The sequence below is a fragment of the Planctopirus sp. SH287 genome (genome assembly GCF_056500625.1).
Genome location: NZ_CM151403.1, coordinates 615,981 through 638,282, shown reverse-complemented (window position 1 = coordinate 638,282; position 22,302 = coordinate 615,981). Strand labels below are relative to the sequence as shown.

Here is a 22,302-nt window from a genome sequence, read left to right as displayed (position 1 = left end):
AGTGGAATGTCACGCGACTGGTATAGCCTTGACGAACTTGCCCGCCATCTGGGCCGCGACCGCCGCGAGATTGAAAAACTCGTGAACCGTGGACGGATACCGGGCCGTAAAATTGCGGGGGACTGGCAATTCCACCCGACGGAGATCACGCATTGGCTTGAGCAGGAAATGCGTGAGTACACGGATCGTGAGTTGGCCATTATCGAGCAATCCAACCGTTCGATTGAAAGCTCGAACGCATCTCCTATTGCCGCCCTGTTGAGTCTGGAGACGATTCAGGTTCCACTGGATGCCCGGACAAAACGATCTGTTTTGGAATCGCTGGTCGAAGTCGCTGGACGTACCTGGCAAATCTGGCAGCCAGCCGCGCTTCTGGCAGCGATTCAGGAACGCGAATCTGTCCTCTCGACAGCATTTGATTTTGGCGTAGCGATCCCCCATCCCCGCAACCCTCTGGCAGAAGCGATGGGCCAGTCCATGATTGCGATGGGCCGGACACAGACAGGGATTCCCTTTGGTGCCCCTAATCGTGGCCTGACAGATATCTTCTTTCTGGTGCTCTGCCGGGATTCACGCACACACCTCCATGTGCTGGCTCGTCTGGGCCGCCTGCTTCAAAAGCCAGGCTTTGTGAACGACCTGCGAGATGCTCCCGACAGCCAATCGACTTATGACCTGATTTGCACGGCAGATTCCCAGTTAACGGCCGGTTGAGAGATTCCGGGATCTTTCCCCTCAGGAACCCATTCGCATGTCTGCTGATGCCGCCGCTGACCATGATCGTCTCGACGTGATTGCGGTGGGAGCTCATCCCGATGATGTCGAGATTGGCTGCGGGGGAACCTTGGCCGCCCTGGTGAAAATGGGCTATCGCGTCGGGATTGTGGATCTCACCGATGGCGAACCGACTCCGCTCAGTCCGGGACGTCTCCATCGACTGGAAGAAGCCCGCATGGCGGCTGACGCGCTGGGCATCCACAAACGCATTAATCTGTTGATTACCAATCGTACGCTCTTTGATGGTTTTGGCCCACGGGTGGCATTGGCACGAATCTTCCGTCAATACCGTCCTCGAATTGTGTTTGGTATCGCTGGCAAGACGCCGATGGCTTCGCCTGATCACTGGCAGGCCGCCCAGATTACAGACGCGGCCGTCTTCTATAGCCGACTTTCCAAGTGGGATGATGAGTTTGGCGATCTGCCCGTTCATACCGTGACACGGCAGTTCTGGTATTCGCTGGCTCTCAGTTCGCTCGACAGCCTGAGTGGCCCGAATTCATTCGTCATGGATATTTCACATACACTGGCTCAAAAGCTCCAGTCGGTGCGTGCCTACCAGTCACAGTTCCCTCCTCAGAAAGACCGGGTTTTTAAGCTGGTGGAAGGAAGTGCCCGACTGGTGGGATCCAGTGCCGGGTTTGAAGCGGGAGAAGTGCTGTTCTCAACGACAACACTGGGTGTCCGTGACCCGATCACGGCCTTTCTCCCCGCTCCCGTGCCACAGATTCCATGAATGACCGCTGGCCTGAAAAAGAGGGCCGCGTTCAAAGTGAACACTGCGTACACACCTTTCTGAAAATCTCCTGTAATTCGACAGCCTGATTTTCAGCGTCAGGGGTTAACACGACGAGAGGGAACAAACGTCGAGCCTTCCCTACTGCATTGTCAAAGCTTAAAAGTAGGGTTGAACAGGTTGTAAAGTCCGACAACGGAGGACGTTACTACGCATGAAACTCTAAGACAAAGCCGTGACACGGCACTACTCTTCGAGAGATGTCGTGGCTTCTCTGTGAGTGTTTTTTCCAAACAGTGACCCGCTTCCTTTTCAACACCCATAACCTGCTTAACCGGAATTTTTCCAGACAGCTTGACTTTTGTCGGCTTCAATTTAAGAAACGCTGTCGAATGTGACCCGCATTGGCTACGATGATCCCAATGCTTACCCTGCGAGGTCACCTATCACCTTTTTTACGAACTGCCAGCGAGTGTTGACACCATGAAGTTTCGAGTCGGTGCCACGAGTATCAAGGGGAATTTTCGTGACAACAACGAAGACGCCCTCCATGTGGACCCGCAAGGACGCTTTTTTCTGGTTGCCGATGGCATGGGAGGCCAGTCCGCCGGCGAGCGAGCCAGCGCTTTGGCCATGGAAATCATCCCGCAGAAACTGGCCCAACAGATCCTGTTTAACGGAGCCACTTCCGAACAGGTTGTGAAAGTCATTGATGAGGCGATCGCCACGGCGAACACCGAAATCATGGCCCTGGGGGAACTGGACTCCAAGTTACACAACATGGGAACGACCGTCACCTTTGCGGTCGTTGTGGGGGAAACCATGTTTGCAGGAGGAGTCGGCGATAGCCGGACATACCTCCTCCGCGACAACAAACTTCAGCAACTCACCACCGATCACTCGCTTACTCAGGCACTGGTCGACGCAGGCACGCTGACGCCCGAAGAAGCATTGACACATCGGTATCGTAACGTGCTATATCGCTACCTTGGTTCCAAAGATGGAGCGCAAGGGGCAGGAGCCAAACCTTATCCGCTTCAGCCAGGGGATCGTGTTCTTCTGTGCTCGGACGGGGCCACCGGTGGTGTGAACGATCACGACCTGAAAACGCTGCTCTCCCAGGGGGATAATCCCGAGGTGATTGCCCAGGCAATTGTGAAAGCCGCTGAAGACGGTGGTTCAAAGGACAACATCTCAGTCATCGTCGTGCTTGTCGACGCCTGATACCGACCTCGCTGATCTCAATTCCCCTCACCAGATCAAGTAATGTCGCATCACTCCTCCCGCTTTTAAGCTTTGACAATCCACTCGTCATGGCCAATGTGCCATGCTTGCGGCTTTGAGCAAGCATACTCTGTGAACTGAGGGAAAATCGGCGTCAAATGAACATCCGGCATGCTCACTCAGAGCCGAGCATGGCACAGACATCGCTATTTCAAATTGTTGTGCGTCTCAGACCTTTTGACATCAGGTCATCTTTCTATCGCCCTGACAGGGCTTAATCCACGGGTACGTTGTGACGAAAGCGCCCGTCGTTGCTGGGCTTGCGTAATGGTTTACCCATGTTTTTAGTTTTAGCAAAGCACTAGCGACAACCGTTGGATTACTTCCAGAAGCTTGCCTCTCGCACTTTCGAGCGCTTCTGACAACATCTTCCAGCACGTCTCCCGCCGCGTGAAATTCAAATTCCGGGCGGTAATTCCCACGCTCTCAGCGGTTTTCTGCGTAAACCTGAGAGGCAGAGGCGGCTTTCCTGCCATTTTAGGCAGGATTTCTCAGAGATAACCTAAAGTCTACGCAACTGATCCATTCCACACGCCTCAGCGCAAGCTAGAATCATTAAGGAAAGCTGCCAAGCCTGGGCAGTATGAACAACCTACACAGATCGAATCGATTATGACTTTTCGAGGGAATGTTATGCAGCGAAATTGGTGGTTTGTCGCCGTCATGGCGGTCGCCTCAGCAACGATAACCGGTTCGATACCAACGCAGGTTCATGCTCAGGAAGCAGCGCCAGATAAATTCATGCTGGCAACCAAGGGGGCCAAAAAGGCGGAAGGACTCTGGACGGTTTACTCCAAGGATCAGCAGATCCTCGTCGAGTTCAAGCCTGCACAGCTTCAGCAGGAATATCTCATGCTGTCCTCCCTCGCCCGAGGTGTCAGCGGGGTGGGTGGTGGTTTTCTGAGCAGCGGCATGAGCTGGGGTGACGATGTCATCTGGACGTTCCGCAAGGTGGGGGACAAAGTCCACCTGCTGAAGAAGAATGTCCGCTTCAAGGCCAAATCTGGCACGCCAGAAGCCACTGCCGTCGCGTTGTCTTACAGCGACAGCGTGATGTACGCCCTGCCTGTTGTCGCTGAATCGGGCGGCAACGTGCTGGTCGATATGACCCGCGTCTTCATGAGTGACGACGAACAGATCGGCAAGAACTTCAGCGGCAACTTCGTGATGGATCGCTCGACCATTAATAAGGTCAAAGCGTTCCCCAAGAATATTGAAATTGCCGTCAATGCCGTCTATTCGACCTCGATGTCTATCGACACGGTTCCTGATTCACGCGGTGTTCAGGTGGGCGTGCATTACAGCATCAGCCAACTCCCTTCCACTGGCTACAAACCTCGTAAGGCCGATGACCGGGTCGGTTACTTCCTGACGGCCACCAAAGACTTCTCGGACAACAGCGACCAGCAACACTTCGTGCGCTACATCACCCGCTGGGATCTCCAGAAGGCTGACCCTGCTGCCAAGCTGTCTCCTCCGAAAGATCCCATCATTTTCCATATGGAACGAACCATTCCCATCAACCTGCGCCCTATCGTGCGGGCGGGGATTGAAGAGTGGAACAAGGCCTTTGAAAAGATCGGTTTTGCCAACGCCATTGAAGTTCGCCAGCAACGTGACGACGATGACTGGGATCCGGAAGACGTCCGATACAACACCTTCCGCTGGATCACCGCTGATGCTGGTTTCGCCATCGGGCCTTCACGTGTTAATCCACTGACCGGCCAGATTCTTGATGCCGATATTCTCTTCGATGCGGGCTTCCTGCGTTCCTGGAGCCGGGACTACAACCTGTTCGCGACACCTGGCGATAAGGCTCATGGCCTGTTCGATATTCATGCGGAGCAGGGCCAGACTCATCACACTCCCGGCAACGATCGTCTCTGCCAATTGAACACTGGCATGCAGCATCAAATGGGCTTTGCCGCCTCGGCCCTCTTTGCCCGCGGTGAGATGTCTAAAGAAGGAAAACTGCCCGATGAATACCTTGAGCAAGCCCTCAAGGAAGTGGTCATGCACGAAGTTGGCCACACCCTTGGTTTGCGTCACAACTTCAAGGCCAGTGGCTGGAAGTCACTCGCCGACATTGAAGACCCAGCTAAAGCCAACGAACCCACTGTCGCTTCAGTGATGGATTACTGCCCGGTGAATATTGCCCTGCCCGGCAAACCCCAAGGGGCGTATTACACCAAGACCATCGGGCCGTATGATTACTGGGCCATTGAGTACGGTTACAAACCCATCACAAGTGATGAGCCAGGTGAGCTGAAAAAGATCGCCAGCCGATCGGCTGAATCTGGCCTGGATTACGCCACCGACGAAGACACCCGTGGTGGCGATGCCGACCCTTATTCAAATCGCTTCGATATGGGCAACGACATGGCGGCTTTTGCGAAACGACAAATGTCACTGGTCAATGACCTGTTGCCCAAAGTCGTCGAAAAGGTTTCCAAAGAAGGTGATGGCTATCAGGATGTGCGCCTCGCGTTCAATCACCTGCTGGGTGAATACTGGAGGGCAGCAAACTTTGCGGCTCGTGTGCCTGGAGGCTTGCTTGTGGCACGTGATCACAAGGGCGATGCCAACGCTCGTGCTCCTTTCCGTGTTCTGGATCCCAAGCAGCAACGGGCAGCGACTCAACTGCTGGCTGAGATGGCTTTCGCAGCCCCGAAGCTGGATTCCAACGTGGTCAATTATCTTGCCACGAACAAGTGGTCGCACTGGGGAACTTCGATTCCTTCACGACAAGACCTGGCACTGCACCAACTGGTGGAAACCCAGCAACTCCTCCTGTTAAGCCGGATGATTTCCTCTCTGACGCTCTCGCGGATCCAGGATAACGAACGGAAGGTCGGAGTTGACGATGACGCCTACACGTTGGCCGAGCATCTGGATCTGATTGTGATTCCCGCATTCAGTGAATTGAATGATCCTGCTGCTGGTGATTACACGGCTCGCAAGCCATTGGTGGATAGCTACCGCCGCAATTTGCAGCGTGTCATGATCAAGGCACTGGGGGGAATGGCCACGCGACCGACAGGTGCTCCCGACGATGCCCGCGTTCTGGCACAGGTTCACCTTGAAGGCATCAAGTCAAAGATTGAAGCGGCTCAGAAGAAGGACGGGGTCAAGCTCGATCCGTACACTTCCGCTCACCTGGCCGATCTGAAGAGAAAGATCGAACTTGTCGAGAAAGCCCAACTGACCGTGAACTCGGTCGAGTAGCAGCGATCTCCCGATAAAGCCTTCGCCCCGAAAGTCAGTCTTTGCCGACTGGTTTTCGGGGCTTTTTCGTTTTCAGAAATGCCATGACGCTTATGTCGCCAGCGCCTTCAGTGCCTCTGCCTTCGTCTCATAGCGAGGCCAGACTTCATCGATATGTGTCACCTGCAAGACTTCAATGCAATAGCTGGAAACATGACAGAGGGCAAAAACCCCCTGCTCATCTTCCTTGATTCGATTCCAGCCGCGAACCAGCAGTTCAATAAACGACGAGCCAAAAAACTCGACACCTTCCAGATCAACGAGCACTCGCCTGGGGTCTGCCGACTGAACACTGGCCAGGAAAGTTGCCGCTATCTGCTCAACTTCCATTTCCCGTAATCGCCTCAACGTGGAGGGAAACGCGATCACAGTCACGTTCTGCTCATGAGTGACACGAACATCCGCCATCGCTGCCATCCTCTTCGGTGCTTCAAAAGAATTCTCGGCCACGCTGCAACCTCTCGATCAATGGCGGGTAGGCCCCGACCATTGCTGATCCGTGTGATTTCGGTGACACCGACCAATCAGGAAATCTCTCGAGCGCCAACCATTGATTGTGCCAGTTTCGCCCAAGCTTGCCAAACCTCTCCACCACACGCCACCTTATCTCTTACAGAAAACGATTTTCACCATTCCCAATGAGGCAAATTCACAATGCGTGTCGCTTACCTTGATTGTGCCAGTGGTATCAGTGGTGACATGACGGTTGCCGCTTTGGTTGATGCGGGCGTTGATCCTCGCGCTATTGAAACTGCTGTTCACTCGCTCCGCCTGCCGGGAGTCCGCATTGAATTTGAAACGGTCATGCGGGGGGGATTCCGTGCTCAGCACCTGAAGATTCATCATCCGCCCCAGCAGGCGCATCGCCATCTTTCCGATATTCATGAGATTCTGGATCGCGCCGACGAACTGACGATCAAACAGCGATTGCTGGCCAAGCGGATCTTTCATGAAATTGCGGTCGCCGAGGCTCATGTTCATGGCTCAACCCTCAATGAAATCCATTTTCATGAGGTCGGTGCGATTGATTCGATTGTGGATATCACAGCGGCGGCTGTGGGATTTGACCTTCTGGGAGTGGAGGAGATTCTAGCCAGCCCCACTCCCACAGGTTGCGGAGACGTCATGATTGCCCATGGCCGCTGTCGCATTCCGACACCGGGAACCGCAGAGCTTCTCAAGGGGATACCGCTGGTTCAGGAAAACATTCCCTACGAATTGACCACCCCCACCGGCGCTGCCATCCTCCGTGTTGTCGTGGATCGGTTTTCACTTTCGTTACCAGAAATGGTGATTGAGAAAGTCGGGCATGGCGCGGGAACCCGTGATCTCACGGAACGGGCGAATCTTCTCCGATTGTTTGTCGGAGAAACCATCGCTGATCCGGAGAGCGACACAGTCCTGCTGATGGAAACCAATCTGGATAACCTCAGCGGCGAAGTCATTGGTTTTGTACAGGAAAAACTCCTCTCGACGGGGGCCTACGATGTCTGGGCGACCTCCATTCAGATGAAGAAAAGTCGTCCGGGAGTCATCCTCAGCATACTTTGTCATCCCGCCGACGGCCCTGTTCTGGAAAGTCTGCTCATGACCGAAACGGGCACGCTGGGTGTCCGGCGGCAACTTTTGCGGCGGTCAAAACGCGCCCGCAAGCCGGTCACTGTGCAGACCGCTTTCGGAAAGATCGAGGGAAAACTGGGGTACGGTTCACAGTTAGCGCCCGTTTTCACTCCAGAATTTGAAAGCTGTAAACAGATCGCCCAGGCGTCAGGTCTTCCATTGCGAGAGATCTACCGGGCGGCTGAAGCCGCGTTTTTGCTCAATGGGGGAACGTCGCCGGAAGATATTCATACACCAGCACTTCCGTCTCACTCTCCCCACAGTCATGACCATTCACACGATCACAGCGATGGCCATTCACACGACCATAGTCATGACCACAGCCATAGCCATTCACACGACCATAGTCATGACCACAGCCACGACCATTCACATGACCGCGGCCATGATCACAGTCACGATCATTCACACGACCACAGTCATGATCACGGTCATGACCATGATCGTCCGGCAGAGAGTTCTGGAGATTCCCTGCCGCATGCTTGAAGCCAACGCTCCGTGCTGATAATCTTCCCATACTCAACGGTTATTCATGGATTTTCAGGCGCTGATTTTACGGAGCGTTAGGTCATGGGTGTCAAAAAGACGGGGCGTGGGCGCCGCAAAATTGGTCGTAAAAAACGTAAGATGCGTGCCCGTATTCGCCATCGCAAGTAATTGCCGCATCGAAAGTTCTGGCAACGTTCAGAACAATTGATTGCATTAAATGAAAAACCGGCAGGTTCACTTATTCGTGTGCCTGCCGGTTTTTTTGTTTGGCCTTCCAGTCTGACATTTCCCTTGTGGGTGGCACTTCCTTTGTGGCCTGTCACTTCAAAGAGACGCGCCGCTCCCTGCCGTCACGTTTTGCAGTCGAGCGAAAAAGTTGGGATCACCGATACTCCCGGCTGCGATCATAAGGCCGAATGACTTCGACTTTATCTCCCGGCTTACGCTCCGTCCCTTTCAAGTCCAGTTTGATGGGATCTGAGGCGCTGGCCACCGTGACCCGCAATTCACTTTTATCGTTGAATTTCGACGGAATGTATTGAAGTACGGTCGGGGTCTGAATCGCATCTCGTCCAGCTTCTGTCGCCACGTTTTCCCCAATCTGGCGAGTGGCAGTCACGCGGACAATTTTTTCGCCCGGCTGCATCCGGATCTGAAATTTTCCTCCAGTGACATCCACCCCTTCCACTGGCCCCTTCCCATCAGCCGGAAGAAACTGGATATTTCCCGAGGCCAACGACTGATCGTTCCAAAGCACGTCTCCCGTCGTCATCACCTTCCCATCCGAGCCACAGCCCAGTCCGGCCAGCAGGCTCAAACTCAACAAGGAGCGTTGCCAAATCTTGCGACTGACACGCTTGATAAAATTCTTTTGCGAGACTTCAAGGGAAGATGCGGGTTCAATCACCCGTGGAGATCTTTGATATTTTGAAGCAGTGGACATCGCCATGGGAGTTCTCCGGGCAAAAGGATGGGGGCCTCAACAGGGAAGCCAGGAGTCATAAAATCTGTACGTGACGGGGTGCTTGTGAGGCTCGCAAAAAACGCGACTTTATACGCATTCCAATTTGAAACAGCGCTCTGACAGCGTTCCTGGTGTCCTGCTTGCAGCTTGGGTCAAGCAGGTTTTTGATGAGTATCAACGCGCCATTTCAAATTGCGCTTCGTATTAAAAGTTACTGACTGTGCCGCCTTCGGCTCGGCCACCCAAATTCTGCCAGGTGGCAGTGTCGAGGTTATCAGAAACAAACCGCACGGCTCCATCGCCCATCACCACGTGAGCACCGCCGGTGTGTGCACTGCGCAAAGCAATGTTTTGAGCGCCCCAGTTGCTGTCAACGTCTTTGCCATTGCCTTCATCGGGAACAGCCGAGCAACGCGAGGTTGTGCCGGTCAGAATTGTATGGCAGCGAGCCACCGTGTCATTGGCGGTTGAGTTCGGGGTCAGAAAAGTCGTGAAACCAGCGCCCAAAGCTGTCTGAGTTCGTGCCAATCCGCCCCAGGTGGAATAGGCTTCAGGCGTGATAATTTCCCCCGCCAGCACCGTGTTCGAGAGACCATCAGAAGCATCTCGCATCCGAGCGACATCGTTTGGCACAAACAGACCCTTTTGCCCAATCACAGTTCCCAGTGTCCGTGCGTCAAATGTCGTATTCCCAAAGCAGACCACATAATTGTGAAGCGTCAGCTTCCAGTCCGCTGATCCTGCTTCGGTCACTATCGCTGTATCCGAAGGGCACAGCATGGCTGTCAGCGCGGTGCCAGTCAGCACGGCATGCCCCGCGGGCCGGCCGCCGCCATTGATCCGCACGCTCATGTTCAATGAATTGAAGAGAGGCCCCTGATCAACATAGGGCAGGATACGGGCATACCATGACCAGCCATCGCGGCCGTTGGTTCCCGCGTAACTGTTGCTTGTCAACCCCAGGGGAAGAGCGCTGAAGGTGTCATGATAGTTGTGCATCGCCAGACCAATCTGCTTGAGATTGTTCTTACATTGAGTCCGGCGGGCCGCCTCGCGGGCCTGCTGCACTGCGGGAAGTAACAGCGCAATCAGAATGGCAATAATCGCGATCACGACCAGCAATTCAATCAATGTAAAACCACGAGATTTCCGTACAGGTGCGAGCATCATAAAGACCTTCACGAGAGAGGACGGGGCAGAGAAAGGAAAAGAGAAACGCAATAAGCACCGAAAAGTGCCAGGAAATGCACAAGCGGAAAGGAGATTCATCAAGCTCAGGCCAAGCTCGACTGGAATCCATTATTCAGTGACATAAGCAACCGTCAATGAGTTTTTGAGCTACTTATTTGAGTTCTTTTGCGATTCCGTCTCGTTAAAAACCTCTGTTTTCCAAGTGAAAAAACACTGGTGATAGCGTTTACACCAATTTGTAACACAGAGTTATGTTTCGCGAGGCTTTCAAGAAAACGGCTGTCGCGCCGATCACTGAAAAACCGATTCTTCAGTGCGTTCCCGGCCTGGATCCTGCCTCATTCTTGGCAATGAACGGCCCCACCTCTAGAATTCCATTTCCTGAGTCCAACTGTCGGCCATTTCGTTGAGAACTGCCCTGCCGCTGGAGTTTTTTCTCAGGTCACTGACCCTCTGTTTCCTGTGGCTGGTTCCGTTCTCTGACTGAGACGAACAATAAATTTTCAGCCTGGACACTTCAAAAAAGATTGAGAACGGCATGTTTCAGAAAGTGGCAGAAGCGGAGTTCATCACCGGTGAGCACTCTGTCCTCAAGTTCTGGAACGAGCGAGGCATTTTCCAGAAGCTGCGCACCAAAAACGCGGGCAAGCAGCCCTGGAGCTTTCTCGATGGCCCCATCACGGCCAACAATCCCATGGGCGTCCACCATGCCTGGGGCCGCACTTACAAAGATTCTTTCCAGCGCTACTGGGCAATGAACGGCCGCGACCTGCGTTATCAGAACGGCTTCGACTGCCAGGGTCTGTGGGTCGAAGTGGAGGTTGAAAAGCAGCTTGGTCTCGGTGCCAAAAGTGAGATCGAGAAGTTCGGCATCGATAAGTTCGTGCAGGAATGCAAACGCCGCGTGCTGAAGTACGCCGCCATCCAGACTGAACAATCCATCCGCTTAGGCTACTGGATGGAATGGGATTGCCCGCTCGAACTCCGTAAGCTCGCCACGGGCATCGGCAGCAATGACCCCGTCACCATCACCACACCACGTGGCAATGAAGAAACCGGCCCCGCCGAAGCCCTCGTCTCGCGCCTCGGCAACCCCGACTGGGGCGGCAGCTATTTCACGTTCTCCACCGAAAACAACGAAACCATCTGGACGTTCCTCAAAAAATGCTTCGAACGCGGCAAGGTCTATCGCGGCCACGATGTCATGCCCTGGTCAGGTCGCGGCGGCAGTGCCTACAGCCAGATGGAAGTGGCCGACGGGCGTAAACTCACCACCCACCGCGCGCTGTTCGTGCGTTTCCCGCTCCTCGATGATGCCGGGAAAGAGACGAACGAAAACCTCCTCATCTGGACGACGACTCCCTGGACACTGACCAGCAACGTCGCCGCCATGATCAACCCCGAACTGGACTATGTGAAACTCCAGTCCAAGAAGGACGGTCTCGTCTACTACTTCGCGAAAGACAACCTCGAATTCCAGCGTCTCTCCAAAGAGTTCAAGGAAGGCTTTGGCCGCCCAGAATGGCAATGGCCCAAGGGGACTCCCAAGCTCAAAACGCTCTCGCAAATCTTCAAGGAATCCGGCGGCTATGAAGTCCTCGACACCGTCAAGGGAGAAGCGCTCGTCGGCCGCAAATACCGCGGCCCATTTGATGAATTAAAGTGCAACAACACTCCTAATCCTGAAATGTGGGCCTCGCAAGAATTATTCTACGAAGCTGTTATGGAGTTTGTTGCTAACGAGGAGAATCCCAATTGTTCTCAATTGAGTTCGATAGGCTTATTTAGTTGGATTAGAAAATCTTTCTCTGCATTTCCGGCAGAAGAGTTAATTCAAAAGAACGATCCAGAAGCTATCGCAAATACATTGAATAACTTTGGATTTAATAAGACTGCAAAACTTGCAAAAGAAACAATCGCTAATGTAGGGCTAGAAGGCCTTGTCCATAGGGGCGCAGTCACCCTCACCTTGATTAATGATCTCGACGACACGTCAAACAACAGAACTGTAGCAATATCACACGCCGTTATTAATGGCGGTCGCGACTTCAAAGGGGCAGCAAACGTCAAGGAGGGCGAAGGAACCGGCATCGTTCACAGTGCCCCTGGCTGCGGTGATGTTGACCATCAGATCGGCCTCGCCAATGGCCTCCCCACCATCGCTCCCCTCGGCCCTGACGGCAACTTCCTCGAAGGTTTCGGCCCTTTCACTGGCAAGAACGCCGTCCACCCCGAAACGGTGCAACTCGTCATCGACAGCCTCAAGGAAAAAGGTCTGCTCGTCGCCGAGGAAAAGTATCCGCACATCTATCCCTTCTGCTGGCGAACCGGCGACGAACTCATCTTCCGACTCGTGGACGAGTGGTTCATCAACATGGACTGGCGCGAGGAGATCATGGGCGTCACCCGGCAGATCCAGTGGCTGCCGGATTCGATCCAGGGTCAGGAACGCGAAGTCGAATGGCTCACTAACATGCGTGACTGGATGATCTCCAAGAAACGCTATTGGGGCCTCGCCCTCCCGATCTGGGTCGATGAAGTCACCGGCGACTTTGAAGTCATCGGCTCACTGGCTGAACTCAAAGAACGCGCACTTGATGGCGGTGAAGGCTGGAACGATTTTCAAGGCCATACGCCGCACAAGCCGTGGATCGATGGCGTGAAGATCCGCAATCCCAAAACCAACAACCTCATGACCCGCGTGGAAGACGTCGGCAACCCGTGGCTCGACGCCGGTATCGTCTCCTTCTCCACGATGGGCTACAACACTCATCCCGACATGTGGAAGAAGTGGTACCCCGCTGACCTCGTCACCGAATGCTTCCCCGGCCAGTTCCGCAACTGGTTCTACTCGCTGCTGTCCATGGCCACGATGATGGACAACTCACCGCCGTTCAAGACCCTGCTGGGCCACCGCCTCGTCATGAACGAACAGGGCCAGCCCATGCACAAATCCGACGGCACCGCCATCTGGTTTGAAGAGGCCGCCGAACAGATCGGTGTCGACGCCATGCGCTGGATGTACCTCCAGCAGAACCCTGCGTCCGACCTCCGCTTCGGCACCCGCCACCCGGAAGAGAAGGTCACGCTGGAAACCGTCCACGGCCCCACTCACACCACCATCGACGGCGTCCAGACCTGCAAAGTCACCAGCGGCCCTGCCGATGAAGTCCGTCGGCAGGTGCTGATCCCGCTCTGGAATTCTTACGCCTTCTTCGTGAACTACGCCCGACTGGATGAATTCGACCCTCAGGCTGAATTCGTGCCTGTGGCCGAACGTCCCGAGATCGACCGCTGGCTCCTTTCCAACCTGCAGGCCCTGATTCAGGAAGTGCGAACCGGCTTTGAAGCCTTCGATACCCCAAGGGCTTGCGCCGCTCTGGCCCGCTTTATTGATGACCTGTCCAACTGGTACATCCGCCGCAACCGCCGCCGCTTCTGGCGGTCGAAAGATACCGGTGATCTCGATAAGCGAGCCGCCTATCAAACGCTATATGAAACGCTGCTCACGCTCAGTAAGCTGATGGCACCGATGACGCCGTTCCTTTCAGAACGGATGTACGGCAACCTGACTTCCGGACAAACGAGCGTTCCTGAATCGGTTCATCTTTGCGATTATCCGACCGCCAATGAATCGCTGCTGGATGCCTCGCTCAACCGCCGGATGGTCTTGGCGCAGACCGTGGTTCGCGTCGCTCACAAGCTGCGGGAAGTGGCCGATCAACGCGTTCGTCAACCACTGGCCGAATTGCGTTTTGCCACACTCAGCAGTGACGATCTCGCTTCGATCAGTTCGTTGAAAGAAGTCATTGCCGATGAACTTAACGTCAAAACGGTGACCGGTTTTGAATCACTCGGCGATATCGTCAAATACACCTATAAGCCAAACCTCAAAACCCTCGGCCCGAAGTACGGCAAGCTTCTCAACGCCTTCCGCGAAGAACTGCCCAAGCTCCCGAGCGATGTCCTCGAATCCCTCCGTCGCGGCCAGACCATCAGTGCGACCGTGGGTGGCGAAAGCGTGACCATTGGCCCGGATGATGTTCTTATTGGTGCCGATCAAGCCGAAGGCTGGGTCGCTGGAGATGAATCCGGCATCCAGGTAGCCCTCTCCACCACCCTCACGCCAGAACTTGTGCAAGAAGGGATGGCCCGCGATTTCATCCGCCATATCCAGCAGGCCAGAAAAGACGCCGATCTGGAAATCCAGCAACGGATCGAAGTCCTTTATCAGACGAGTGACCCGATTGTCGGCGAGATGCTAACGACATGGTCAAGCCTGATCTCGGGAGAAACCCTCGCCGACCAGATTGTTCCGGCAGAGAACTTCACGGGAAAATCTGTCCAAGTGGGTGAGGCCGAGGTTATGATAACGATTGCAAGTATGAGATAGGGTGCATGAAGTCGTAGGGCAGGCCCCCGCCTGCCTTCCTACCGGCTTAAACTTCAGGGTGCATGAAGTTCCGACGAAACGCACCATCCTGATCGTTGATCACATTGACACCGAATTGGTGCATTGGCATGCACCCTACGGGAGAGCGAACCATGATGAGCCGCCAGCAACTGGAACGATACCGTGCCATGACGCCCGGCGAGCGCCTCGCCCTCTCATTAGAAATGACAGTCGGCAACCAACCCGCCCTCTATGATGGCGGCCCCGAAATGGTCGCGAAAAAATTCCGCTGGATCAAAACCAGCCACGAACTCGCAACGTCTCGACTCCTGACCGCTTTTTCACGCCTGAAAGAATCTCATGCAGCACGTCAAGGAAGCTCTCGTTGAGATGGCGAACCTGCTGGAAGAACAGCAGATCGAATACGCGGTCATGGGCGGCTTTGCTGTCCGCACTCATGGCCTCCCCAGAGCCACTTATGATCTTGACTTCGTGATTGTTCTGGATGACTCTCAACTGGAGCGCCTGGTCGAATGTTTTCCAGCTTATGGCTTTGAATTGCCGCCACCCTATGCAGAAGGTTGGCGTGATACCGTTGCCGACATGCCGTTGATTAAAGCCACATGCTACTTTCAGGGCGAATCATTTACGGCCGATCTCTTTATCGCAGACAACGCATTCCTGCGATCAACAATGCAACGAAAAATGTTCATTGAATGCGAGTCACAGAAGATGTGGGTGGTCAGCCCTGAAGACCTCATCCTGATGAAAGTGGTCGCTTCCCGCCCGCGCGATCTGGCTGACATCTACGACATCCGCGTCATGCAACCCACGTTCGACATGCCTTACCTTCGGGAATGGGCCGCCAGACTTGGCATTACTGACCAGTTTGAAAAAGCCTGGATCGACTCGACACCGACCGAAACCTGGTAATCGTCGAGACCAGTTTTACTTCAAGTGTTTTTAAGGATCGCGCGGGGTGAGAAGCCGCTCTCAAGTCGGGTGCGCTTTACGATATTGAGTGAGTTGCGCATTCAGTTGCCGATGAACCTCAGCTAATGGATCACGCAGTTCGGCTTCCCGCAAAACCAGAACGACCGGGCCGAGCGAGAGATCATCCCCGGCAGAACTCTGTCCCATAAACTCCAGCGTGATCCGTAACTCCGGTTGCAAATCATGGCCCGCGAGTTGGATGGAGCGAATCGATGGCCAGGGAATTCGGATCTCTTCATAGTCAAGAGACTTGGAGATCCACCGGGCTTCGAGGGATTCGCCCAAGTGAAGGATGGCCTGATCAATGTCTGCCGAGAGCGTGTGGTTGTATTGGCGAACAATGAGAGCCTCCTGATTCGCGACCAGTTGAGGCTCTTTCATCAAAGTGGCAAGTCGAAACAATGGCCTGGCTGATGCGAACCAGCGATAGGCCGCCAGCAACAGCAACGCTCCTACGCCGAACCAGACCACTGGACGGTTTGAATCCCAGAAGAACTCGGCAGCCAATAAGGCCACGCAGCCTACCAATGGCGGCCCAACTCTCAACCATCCCCGGCACAGGGTGATGATGCGGCGGCTATAAAACTCCACAGTGGTGTGATGCTCCTGTGTATGCAGTTCGGGGCCGTTCTGTTCCGGCGTGCATTGGGCACTTTCGATTCAGCATCATGACTTAACCCGCCAATCGGAAGAAAGCGACAATACTTCCGAGTCGGAACTTAATGGTCTGCATGTCATATGCCAAAGACAACACCACTGCTAAGTGCTGTTGCGTCCAACGAAAATGGCCCCATGCTGCCCCCTCTGTCACTTTTCGGCGACAGTCCTTCCCAAGAGGCAATAAATGACGCAAATCACTTAACATCATACACTTACGAAAACACAAACCCATCACCTCCATGATCAACAAACAGCTTCCGGCAAGAAATTTACAAAAATCCTGTCCACAAAAAGCAACGAATATCGATACATTGATTCGTTCTGTTATCATGACCCAAGTTAATGTTCACCAATACTTTTTTGACCATCAGTCCCGCACACTGCTCGATTTTATGCCACTTGTGAAGTTGCTTAGATCATAAGGCTTTTTGAACATGCACGCTTTCAATCTTCTGTCAGTCCTCAACAGTTCGCAAAGCTCTGGGTGGCGATACAACATTTGTCTACTGGCGTTCGGCGGGGCATTCAGTTTGATCACCGCTGGCTGTGAGGATACCAGCTACCGAAAAGCGACCGCATCTGTCTCGGGGACGGTCACGTTCAATGGTCAGCCGGTCACCTTCGGCGAAGTGACCTTTTCTCCCCTGGCGACAGGAGCCGATAGCGCGAAATCGGCGGCTGGAAGCATCGATTCCCAGGGACAATTCACCATGGGCACTTATCGCCCCGGAGATGGAGCTGTCATTGGCATGCACCGTGTCCTCGTCTCATCGTCAGATCCTGCCAAGAAGCTTCCCGGCAAATCGCCGAAGGATCTTCAGCTGGAAGTCAAAGCCGGCTCCAACTCCTTTGAAATCCAACTTGATCCATTGAAGTAACTCTTTTCTGACTGTGCATACAGGCACAGCCTCTCCTGTCTCTTCGTCATGTCTGCCACTCGTTCACGTTTATCTGCTCTTTCCCGTCTTCAAGGAGTCTCTCATGTTTCTCACAACGAAAACCCGTTCGATGACGCCCCCTCGGTCAAAAGGGTTCACCCTGATTGAGCTTCTCGTCGTGATTGCGATCATTGCCATTCTCATTGCGTTGCTGCTTCCCGCTGTGCAGCAGGCGCGTGAATCGGCGCGTCGCACGCAATGCCGGAACAACCTGAAACAGATCGGTCTGGCACTCCATAACTATCTGGATACACACCGTGTCTTTCCGGCGTCATGCTATAAGACCCTCGTTCAAGATACGTCTGCCACCACCGAGAACCGCCGGGCCACTCACTGGACGGCCATGCTCCTGCCTTTTGTCGATCAGGGGCCGCTCTATAACACACTGACTTTTGGCGAAAACTCCAGTTGGAACGCAGGAAACAATCTCACAGCGCGTCGTGCCCAGATGCCCGCCTTCCAATGCCCTTCAGCACCTGATCGCAAGGTCTATGACTATGACAGCACGACAGGTTTGGCGACCTATAACTACGGCGTTGTGATGTCTGGCTCAATTGGCAATCCCGCCACGACCAAAAGTGCAGAAGGCAAGAGTCAGATGGACGACAGCTACCCTGCCGATTCGCTGCGCCACAATGGCGCCTTCAACCAGAATACCGCTTTCAGTACGCGAGACATTTCTGATGGCACTAGCAATACCGTCGGCGTTGGTGAACGCTACCGCAGCGCGACAACAGATTCAGACAACAATACCTACCGTCGCTATGGCGGAATCGCTACTGAAAACTCCCAGGACGAACATGCTCAGTTTTCTGGATCAATCGGCACGCCGATCAACTCCACGATCAACAATCAAGTTGGCTATGCCGGCTTCTCCAGTAAGCATACGGGCGGCGCCCACTTTATGATGATGGATGGTGCAGTTCGGTTTATCTCCGAGAATATCGCCAACGAAACCCGGGCCGCCTTGGGCAGCCGGGGTAGCAACGACATTGCCGGTGAATTTTAATCGTTAAGTATCGCCGCCTGACAAAAATCGCCCGGGTCATGCAAGAAGAATTCCTGCATGGCTCGGGCTTAATAGAAGCCGTATGGCACCGCCTGAACGAAGCCCATTGACGATAATCACTATTTGAGAGACATCGTTACGGATGAGCCAGAGGATCCATGGCGGCTAAAGCATTTCGCAAATCTCGCAGAGTGACTGGTTGAACGAGGACTTTGCTGAAATTTGACGTGGGGAGTTCTGAGGCCAATCGGGCGCGTTTCGTCGACAAAGCCAGCACCAGAGGCGTTTCGGTTCGGTCGCAATAGACCTTCAGGGAACCATACTGACCTGCGACATCCTCAGCTATGGCCTCACAGGTCACTAGCACGCCAGCGACGCTCAGGCTTTCTAACCGCTGGAGCGCACGCGGCGTATCGCTCAGCATCAGCACGCGATAGCCATGCTTCGTAAAGTATTCACGCAAACGATCCTGCTGAGTGGGGCGGCCTTCAATACACAGAATCGTCGGGATGTTTGCTGTGACTTCCGGGATGACAGGATTCGCTCCGCTACGGCTTCCGGGAACTTCGTCACCACGAGCAGGAGTCGCTGCTCCCGACACCTTTCGCAGGTCACGCAATAGCTCGGTTGGGGATTGATATCGCTCATGAGGATTGGAACGTAGCAAACGGTCGATGATCTCTCCCACATCGCGGGGCAGTACGGGACAAACCGATTCAATCGCACGAATGTTGCGATACCGCGAGATTTGCCGCCGCTCCTCGATGTTTTTGGTGGCGGGATACGGGGGCTGCCCCGAGACCATTTCATAATACATACCGCCGAGAAAATAGAGATCGCTCCTTGGGTCTCCATCGGGAGCGCCGGTGAACTTCTCCAGCGTTCCGTATTCGACAGCACGATCCGCTTCGTCAGCAACTCCCGATGCTTCGCCGCCGGCCAGTCCGAAGTCAACGAGTTTGGCCACGCGCTGCGCTGAAAGCAGGGCATTCGACAACTTCAGATCACGATGAGTAAAGCCCATAGCAAGGGCATACTCCAACCCTTCCGCGAGATCGGTTATGTACCTTGTCGCTTCTTCCACAGGGAATTTGCCGCGAATCTTGAGAATGTCTTTAAGGTTGCCCCCTTCGACAAATTCCATGGTCAGATAATGCTGGCCACCATCGCTCCCGATTTCGTAGATAGGAACAATGTTTTTATGTTTGAGACGTCGGCCCAGTTCCCCTTCTCTCTTGAAGAGATTGACGGATCGTGGATCGTTGGCATAACGCTGCCGCAGGACTTTCAGCCCGATCATTTCACCGGTCTGGACGGAGCAACCGCGAAAGACGCGGGCAAAGCTTCCGGAGGCGTTGCGGTAGAGCAATTTGTAAGCTCCCACGCGCAGACCTTCGGTTTCTCCTTTAAGCAAGATTCCTGACTGGTAGCCGGTCAATTCCATCCGGCGTTCCAGTTCCTGAATCAGTTCCTTGATGGCCGCAGCCCCGGTGCCACGAAGATGGCGCGACGCTTCTGAAAGCACACTGGAGCTAACCAGTTGCTGCTGCACCAGATAATCTTCAAATTGACTAAGAGATGAGAACGTCATGCTTGTCCCTGAGGCCGGGGATTTGAGAAATTGTAGCATAACGCACCTCCACAACTTGCCACGAGTCAATCACTGACATTTCAAACCGGTGAGCCAATGAGTCCCTCGTCGCAGGCCATGCCACTCACTGGAAGAGGCCAGAAACACAGACCCTGGATTATCGACAAATCATCGGTTGGCCATGGCCAGCTGACTTTGAAAATCTGCGAGATCTGAACAAAGAAAAGCACGGCGTGTGCCAAGTGAGCGAATCGCCTCTCAATCGGGCCGAAATGAGCAGTTTTTGCGTCAAATTGGCAAAAGTGGCCTTAAACAGACCGAGTTCTCTGGAGCATTTTGCATCACCTCCCGTGCATTACTGCGTCAACACCGGAAAACACTCTGATGCCGTCGCACCGCCCGGCTGTCAGAAACCTGATCGTCCGTGCACACTGAAAAGGCGGCTGAATGAGGATTAAATCTTTCACGAAGGTTCGGAAAGTTTGCCATTCTGGTCACTGACAGGCGATTCAATCGCGGTTGGCGCTGACTCAGGAGGAGGTGGCAAAGAGGCGGGATGTTGAGCAGCAGCCGGGTCGTTGAAGATGAAATAGACGGCGCCCAACATGCAAAGACCGGCCCAGAGGAAATTCCATGTCAGCGGCCGGTTCATGTAATACACAGCGAACGGAACAAAGACTGCCAGCGTGATCACTTCCTGAAGAATCTTGAGCTGCCCCAGGTTGATGTGCTGTGCATTGCCAAAGCGATTGGCTGGCACCTGGATGGCATATTCAAAAAACGCCACGCCCCAACTCACCAGCACGGCGATCCAGAGCGGTTGATGAGCGTGATCCTTGAGATGCCCATACCACGCATAAGTCATAAAGAGATTGCTGATCGTCAGAAGAATCGCAACAACAACAATGGGCGGCATAGTCAGGCTTGATTCAGAAAGGAGCCACTGGAGTCATTTCGTCCAGCAGCACGAGTAGCAAAAAATGAAAACCAGGCGGCGGATGCGATGGGGTTCTCCGGGGAAACAAGTCGGCGGCACAGTCACGTACCGCCGACTTCCCGACCCCACTTATTTCTTCAATTCATAGCAAAGAATTGCGTCCTGCTCGCGGAGATAAAGCTTGCCATCCGTGATCACAGGATGCGACCAACTGGGGCGATCACCACTGCCAGGAATGCTGAAAGAGCTGATTTCGTTATATTTCTCGGGGTCAGCTTCAGCGAGCGCCATCATGCCATCACTGAAGCGGATATAGACCTTGCCATCGGCTCCTGCCACAGAGACAGAACCATTCCCGGCACCACGCCCCTGCCACATGACTTTGCCTGTCATGAGTTCTGCACAGTAAGGAATCCCGGCATCGTCAGAATCACCGTAGAGGTAGTCCCCCATGAGAATGATCCCGCCATGCTTGTTGGCCAGACGGGGGATCAGAGGATAAATCTCTTCAATTTTGACCGTCTGGTTTTCGCCGGGAACCTGACGAAGTAAAGCCCCGCCCCGCTTGTAGCCAGCCGCAAAGAAGACCAGATCATCCCGGACAATCGGCGTGGGAATCACAGCAGTCGTCTTATCAATCGGATATGACCAGAGCAGTTGCCCGTCACTGGCCCGAACACCCAATGGCCCGCTCCCCGTTGTCTGTACATAAACCTTTACGCCACCGATCTCTGAAGGGACAATCGATGCGTGGCCCGCGCCGCGGTCTTCTTCGCGCACTGTTGTCCAGATGGTTTCCCCAGTCTTCTTATTGAGAGCGGCCATCGTGGTCTTGGGGCCACCCGGTGTCACGATGACCCGATCACCATCCACCAGAACAGATTCGCTGTATCCCCACGAGTCGGCCTTTTTCCCGCCAAACTCTTCTTTCAGATCTTTTCGCCATTGTTCTTTGCCTGTTTTAAGCTCACAGGCCACCAGAACTCCCTGAGGCGAGAGGACAAAGACCTGATCTGACGTGACAGTGGGGGTGCTGCGGGAACTCTGCCAGGATTCCTTGCCTTCGTTCCAGGCGGGGCCAGTCCTGGTCTTCCACAAGAGCTTCCCATTTTTCCGACTGAAGGCGAGAAGGTATTCATCTTTGTCTTCAGCGACTGTCGGAGCATCGCCCAGCGTGAAGATCATGTCGCCGGCAATCGCCAGGCTCGAGTAGCCACGACCTGCCCCTTCGGCCTTCCAGAGCAACTTGGGGCCTTTGGCTGGCCATTTATCAAGCAGATTTTTGTCGGGAGCAACGGCAGTCCGATCGGCTCCACGGAACGTCGGCCAGTCCGCCTGAACTTCAGAGGCTGTCATGCTGCCGAAGAGTACCGCCGCGGGCGCTGCCATGGCACAGGTCATTCGAGTGAGTGATGTCATCGGCCAAAAGCGAAATGGCATAGCGAATCCTCGGGAT

General features: G+C 54.2%; 16 protein-coding genes and 1 pseudogene. 10 read left to right on the top strand and 7 right to left on the bottom strand.

What is annotated here, in order from left to right; genetic code table 11:
- The first annotated feature begins 6 nt into the window (after positions 1-6).
- From SH287x_RS02325 to SH287x_RS02310, 4 genes are all read left to right on the top strand, one after another.
- Positions 7-714, top strand: coding sequence for a PTS sugar transporter subunit IIA (locus tag SH287x_RS02325; RefSeq protein ID WP_479516832.1), 708 nt, complete (start codon positions 7-9; stop codon positions 712-714).
- A 37-nt stretch (positions 715-751) separates the two neighbouring features.
- Positions 752-1,513, top strand: coding sequence for a PIG-L family deacetylase (locus tag SH287x_RS02320; RefSeq protein WP_479516831.1), 762 nt, complete (start codon positions 752-754; stop codon positions 1,511-1,513).
- Positions 1,514-1,996: 483 nt separating this feature from the next.
- Positions 1,997-2,737, top strand: coding sequence for a PP2C family protein-serine/threonine phosphatase (locus SH287x_RS02315; protein ID WP_479516830.1), 741 nt, complete (start codon positions 1,997-1,999; stop codon positions 2,735-2,737).
- A gap of 693 nt (positions 2,738-3,430) precedes the next feature.
- Entirely contained in the window at positions 3,431-6,022 is a 2,592-nt protein-coding gene (locus SH287x_RS02310; RefSeq protein ID WP_479516829.1) for a zinc-dependent metalloprotease, read from the top strand.
- Positions 6,023-6,112: 90 nt separating this feature from the next.
- On the opposite strand, the gene SH287x_RS02305 is transcribed toward SH287x_RS02310, so the two are convergent.
- Positions 6,113-6,469: an STAS domain-containing protein gene (locus tag SH287x_RS02305; RefSeq protein WP_479516828.1), complete on the bottom strand. Its 357-nt coding sequence runs from the start codon at positions 6,467-6,469 to the stop codon at positions 6,113-6,115.
- Between the two features lie 246 nt (positions 6,470-6,715).
- Between SH287x_RS02305 and larC the strand changes: the two genes are divergently transcribed.
- Entirely contained in the window at positions 6,716-8,167 is a 1,452-nt protein-coding gene (gene larC, locus SH287x_RS02300; protein WP_479516827.1) for a nickel pincer cofactor biosynthesis protein LarC, read from the top strand.
- Between the two features lie 385 nt (positions 8,168-8,552).
- On the opposite strand, the gene SH287x_RS02295 is transcribed toward larC, so the two are convergent.
- Together SH287x_RS02295 and SH287x_RS02290 are read right to left on the bottom strand one after the other, a co-directional pair.
- Positions 8,553-9,119, bottom strand: a complete 567-nt coding sequence (locus SH287x_RS02295; protein ID WP_479516826.1) for a hypothetical protein — start codon at positions 9,117-9,119, stop codon at positions 8,553-8,555.
- 219 nt (positions 9,120-9,338) lie between these two features.
- On the bottom strand, positions 9,339-10,304 hold the full coding sequence (locus SH287x_RS02290; protein ID WP_479516825.1) for a DUF1559 domain-containing protein: 966 nt from the start codon (positions 10,302-10,304) through the stop codon (positions 9,339-9,341).
- Positions 10,305-10,863: 559 nt separating this feature from the next.
- Here SH287x_RS02290 and SH287x_RS02285 point away from each other — a divergent pair.
- The 3 genes from SH287x_RS02285 (at position 10,864) to SH287x_RS02275 (ending at position 15,651) form a co-directional block, all read left to right on the top strand.
- Positions 10,864-14,718, top strand: coding sequence for an isoleucine--tRNA ligase (locus SH287x_RS02285; RefSeq protein WP_479516824.1), 3,855 nt, complete (start codon positions 10,864-10,866; stop codon positions 14,716-14,718).
- Positions 14,719-14,870: 152 nt separating this feature from the next.
- Complete coding sequence (locus SH287x_RS02280) at positions 14,871-15,107, top strand: hypothetical protein (RefSeq protein WP_479516823.1); 237 nt, start codon at positions 14,871-14,873, stop codon at positions 15,105-15,107.
- Positions 15,079-15,651, top strand: coding sequence for a nucleotidyl transferase AbiEii/AbiGii toxin family protein (locus tag SH287x_RS02275; protein ID WP_479516822.1), 573 nt, complete (start codon positions 15,079-15,081; stop codon positions 15,649-15,651). Before SH287x_RS02280 ends, SH287x_RS02275 begins: the two co-directional genes overlap by 29 nt.
- A 60-nt stretch (positions 15,652-15,711) precedes the next feature.
- On the opposite strand, the gene SH287x_RS02270 is transcribed toward SH287x_RS02275, so the two are convergent.
- Positions 15,712-16,302: a hypothetical protein gene (locus tag SH287x_RS02270; RefSeq protein ID WP_479516821.1), complete on the bottom strand. Its 591-nt coding sequence runs from the start codon at positions 16,300-16,302 to the stop codon at positions 15,712-15,714.
- 503 nt (positions 16,303-16,805) lie between these two features.
- Between SH287x_RS02270 and SH287x_RS02265 the strand changes: the two genes are divergently transcribed.
- On the top strand, positions 16,806-17,249 hold the full coding sequence (locus SH287x_RS02265) for a hypothetical protein (protein ID WP_479516820.1): 444 nt from the start codon (positions 16,806-16,808) through the stop codon (positions 17,247-17,249).
- 103 nt (positions 17,250-17,352) lie between these two features.
- Positions 17,353-18,318, top strand: a complete 966-nt coding sequence (locus tag SH287x_RS02260) for a DUF1559 domain-containing protein (RefSeq protein WP_479516819.1) — start codon at positions 17,353-17,355, stop codon at positions 18,316-18,318.
- A 136-nt stretch (positions 18,319-18,454) separates the two neighbouring features.
- Here the strand turns inward: SH287x_RS02260 and SH287x_RS02255 are convergent, their stop codons facing one another.
- The 3 genes and pseudogenes from SH287x_RS02255 to SH287x_RS02245 all read right to left on the bottom strand — a co-directional run bounded on the left by SH287x_RS02255 (position 18,455) and on the right by SH287x_RS02245 (position 22,286).
- A complete protein-coding gene (locus tag SH287x_RS02255) occupies positions 18,455-19,909 on the bottom strand; it encodes a serine/threonine-protein kinase (protein WP_479516818.1) in 1,455 nt (484 codons plus the stop codon).
- 580 nt (positions 19,910-20,489) lie between these two features.
- Positions 20,490-20,825 (bottom strand): annotated as a pseudogene (locus SH287x_RS02250) (DMT family protein); the annotation flags it as partial.
- Between the two features lie 150 nt (positions 20,826-20,975).
- Positions 20,976-22,286 carry a PQQ-binding-like beta-propeller repeat protein gene (locus SH287x_RS02245; protein WP_479516817.1) on the bottom strand — a complete coding sequence of 437 codons (1,311 nt, stop codon included), beginning with the start codon at positions 22,284-22,286 and terminating at the stop codon, positions 20,976-20,978.
- Positions 22,287-22,302 lie beyond the last annotated feature (16 nt).

Coding starts and splice junctions, on each gene's coding strand:
- SH287x_RS02275 (WP_479516822.1), top strand. CDS start 15,079: ATGCAGCACGTCAAGGAAGCTCTCGTTGAGATGGCGAACCTGCTGGAA.
- SH287x_RS02315 (WP_479516830.1), top strand. CDS start 1,997: ATGAAGTTTCGAGTCGGTGCCACGAGTATCAAGGGGAATTTTCGTGAC.
- SH287x_RS02305 (WP_479516828.1), bottom strand. CDS start 6,469: ATGGCGGATGTTCGTGTCACTCATGAGCAGAACGTGACTGTGATCGCG.
- SH287x_RS02325 (WP_479516832.1), top strand. CDS start 7: ATGTCACGCGACTGGTATAGCCTTGACGAACTTGCCCGCCATCTGGGC.
- SH287x_RS02245 (WP_479516817.1), bottom strand. CDS start 22,286: ATGCCATTTCGCTTTTGGCCGATGACATCACTCACTCGAATGACCTGT.
- SH287x_RS02310 (WP_479516829.1), top strand. CDS start 3,431: ATGCAGCGAAATTGGTGGTTTGTCGCCGTCATGGCGGTCGCCTCAGCA.
- larC (WP_479516827.1), top strand. CDS start 6,716: ATGCGTGTCGCTTACCTTGATTGTGCCAGTGGTATCAGTGGTGACATG.
- SH287x_RS02255 (WP_479516818.1), bottom strand. CDS start 19,909: ATGACGTTCTCATCTCTTAGTCAATTTGAAGATTATCTGGTGCAGCAG.
- SH287x_RS02285 (WP_479516824.1), top strand. CDS start 10,864: ATGTTTCAGAAAGTGGCAGAAGCGGAGTTCATCACCGGTGAGCACTCT.
- SH287x_RS02320 (WP_479516831.1), top strand. CDS start 752: ATGTCTGCTGATGCCGCCGCTGACCATGATCGTCTCGACGTGATTGCG.
- SH287x_RS02295 (WP_479516826.1), bottom strand. CDS start 9,119: ATGGCGATGTCCACTGCTTCAAAATATCAAAGATCTCCACGGGTGATT.
- SH287x_RS02265 (WP_479516820.1), top strand. CDS start 16,806: ATGCACGCTTTCAATCTTCTGTCAGTCCTCAACAGTTCGCAAAGCTCT.
- SH287x_RS02260 (WP_479516819.1), top strand. CDS start 17,353: ATGTTTCTCACAACGAAAACCCGTTCGATGACGCCCCCTCGGTCAAAA.
- SH287x_RS02290 (WP_479516825.1), bottom strand. CDS start 10,304: ATGATGCTCGCACCTGTACGGAAATCTCGTGGTTTTACATTGATTGAA.
- SH287x_RS02280 (WP_479516823.1), top strand. CDS start 14,871: ATGATGAGCCGCCAGCAACTGGAACGATACCGTGCCATGACGCCCGGC.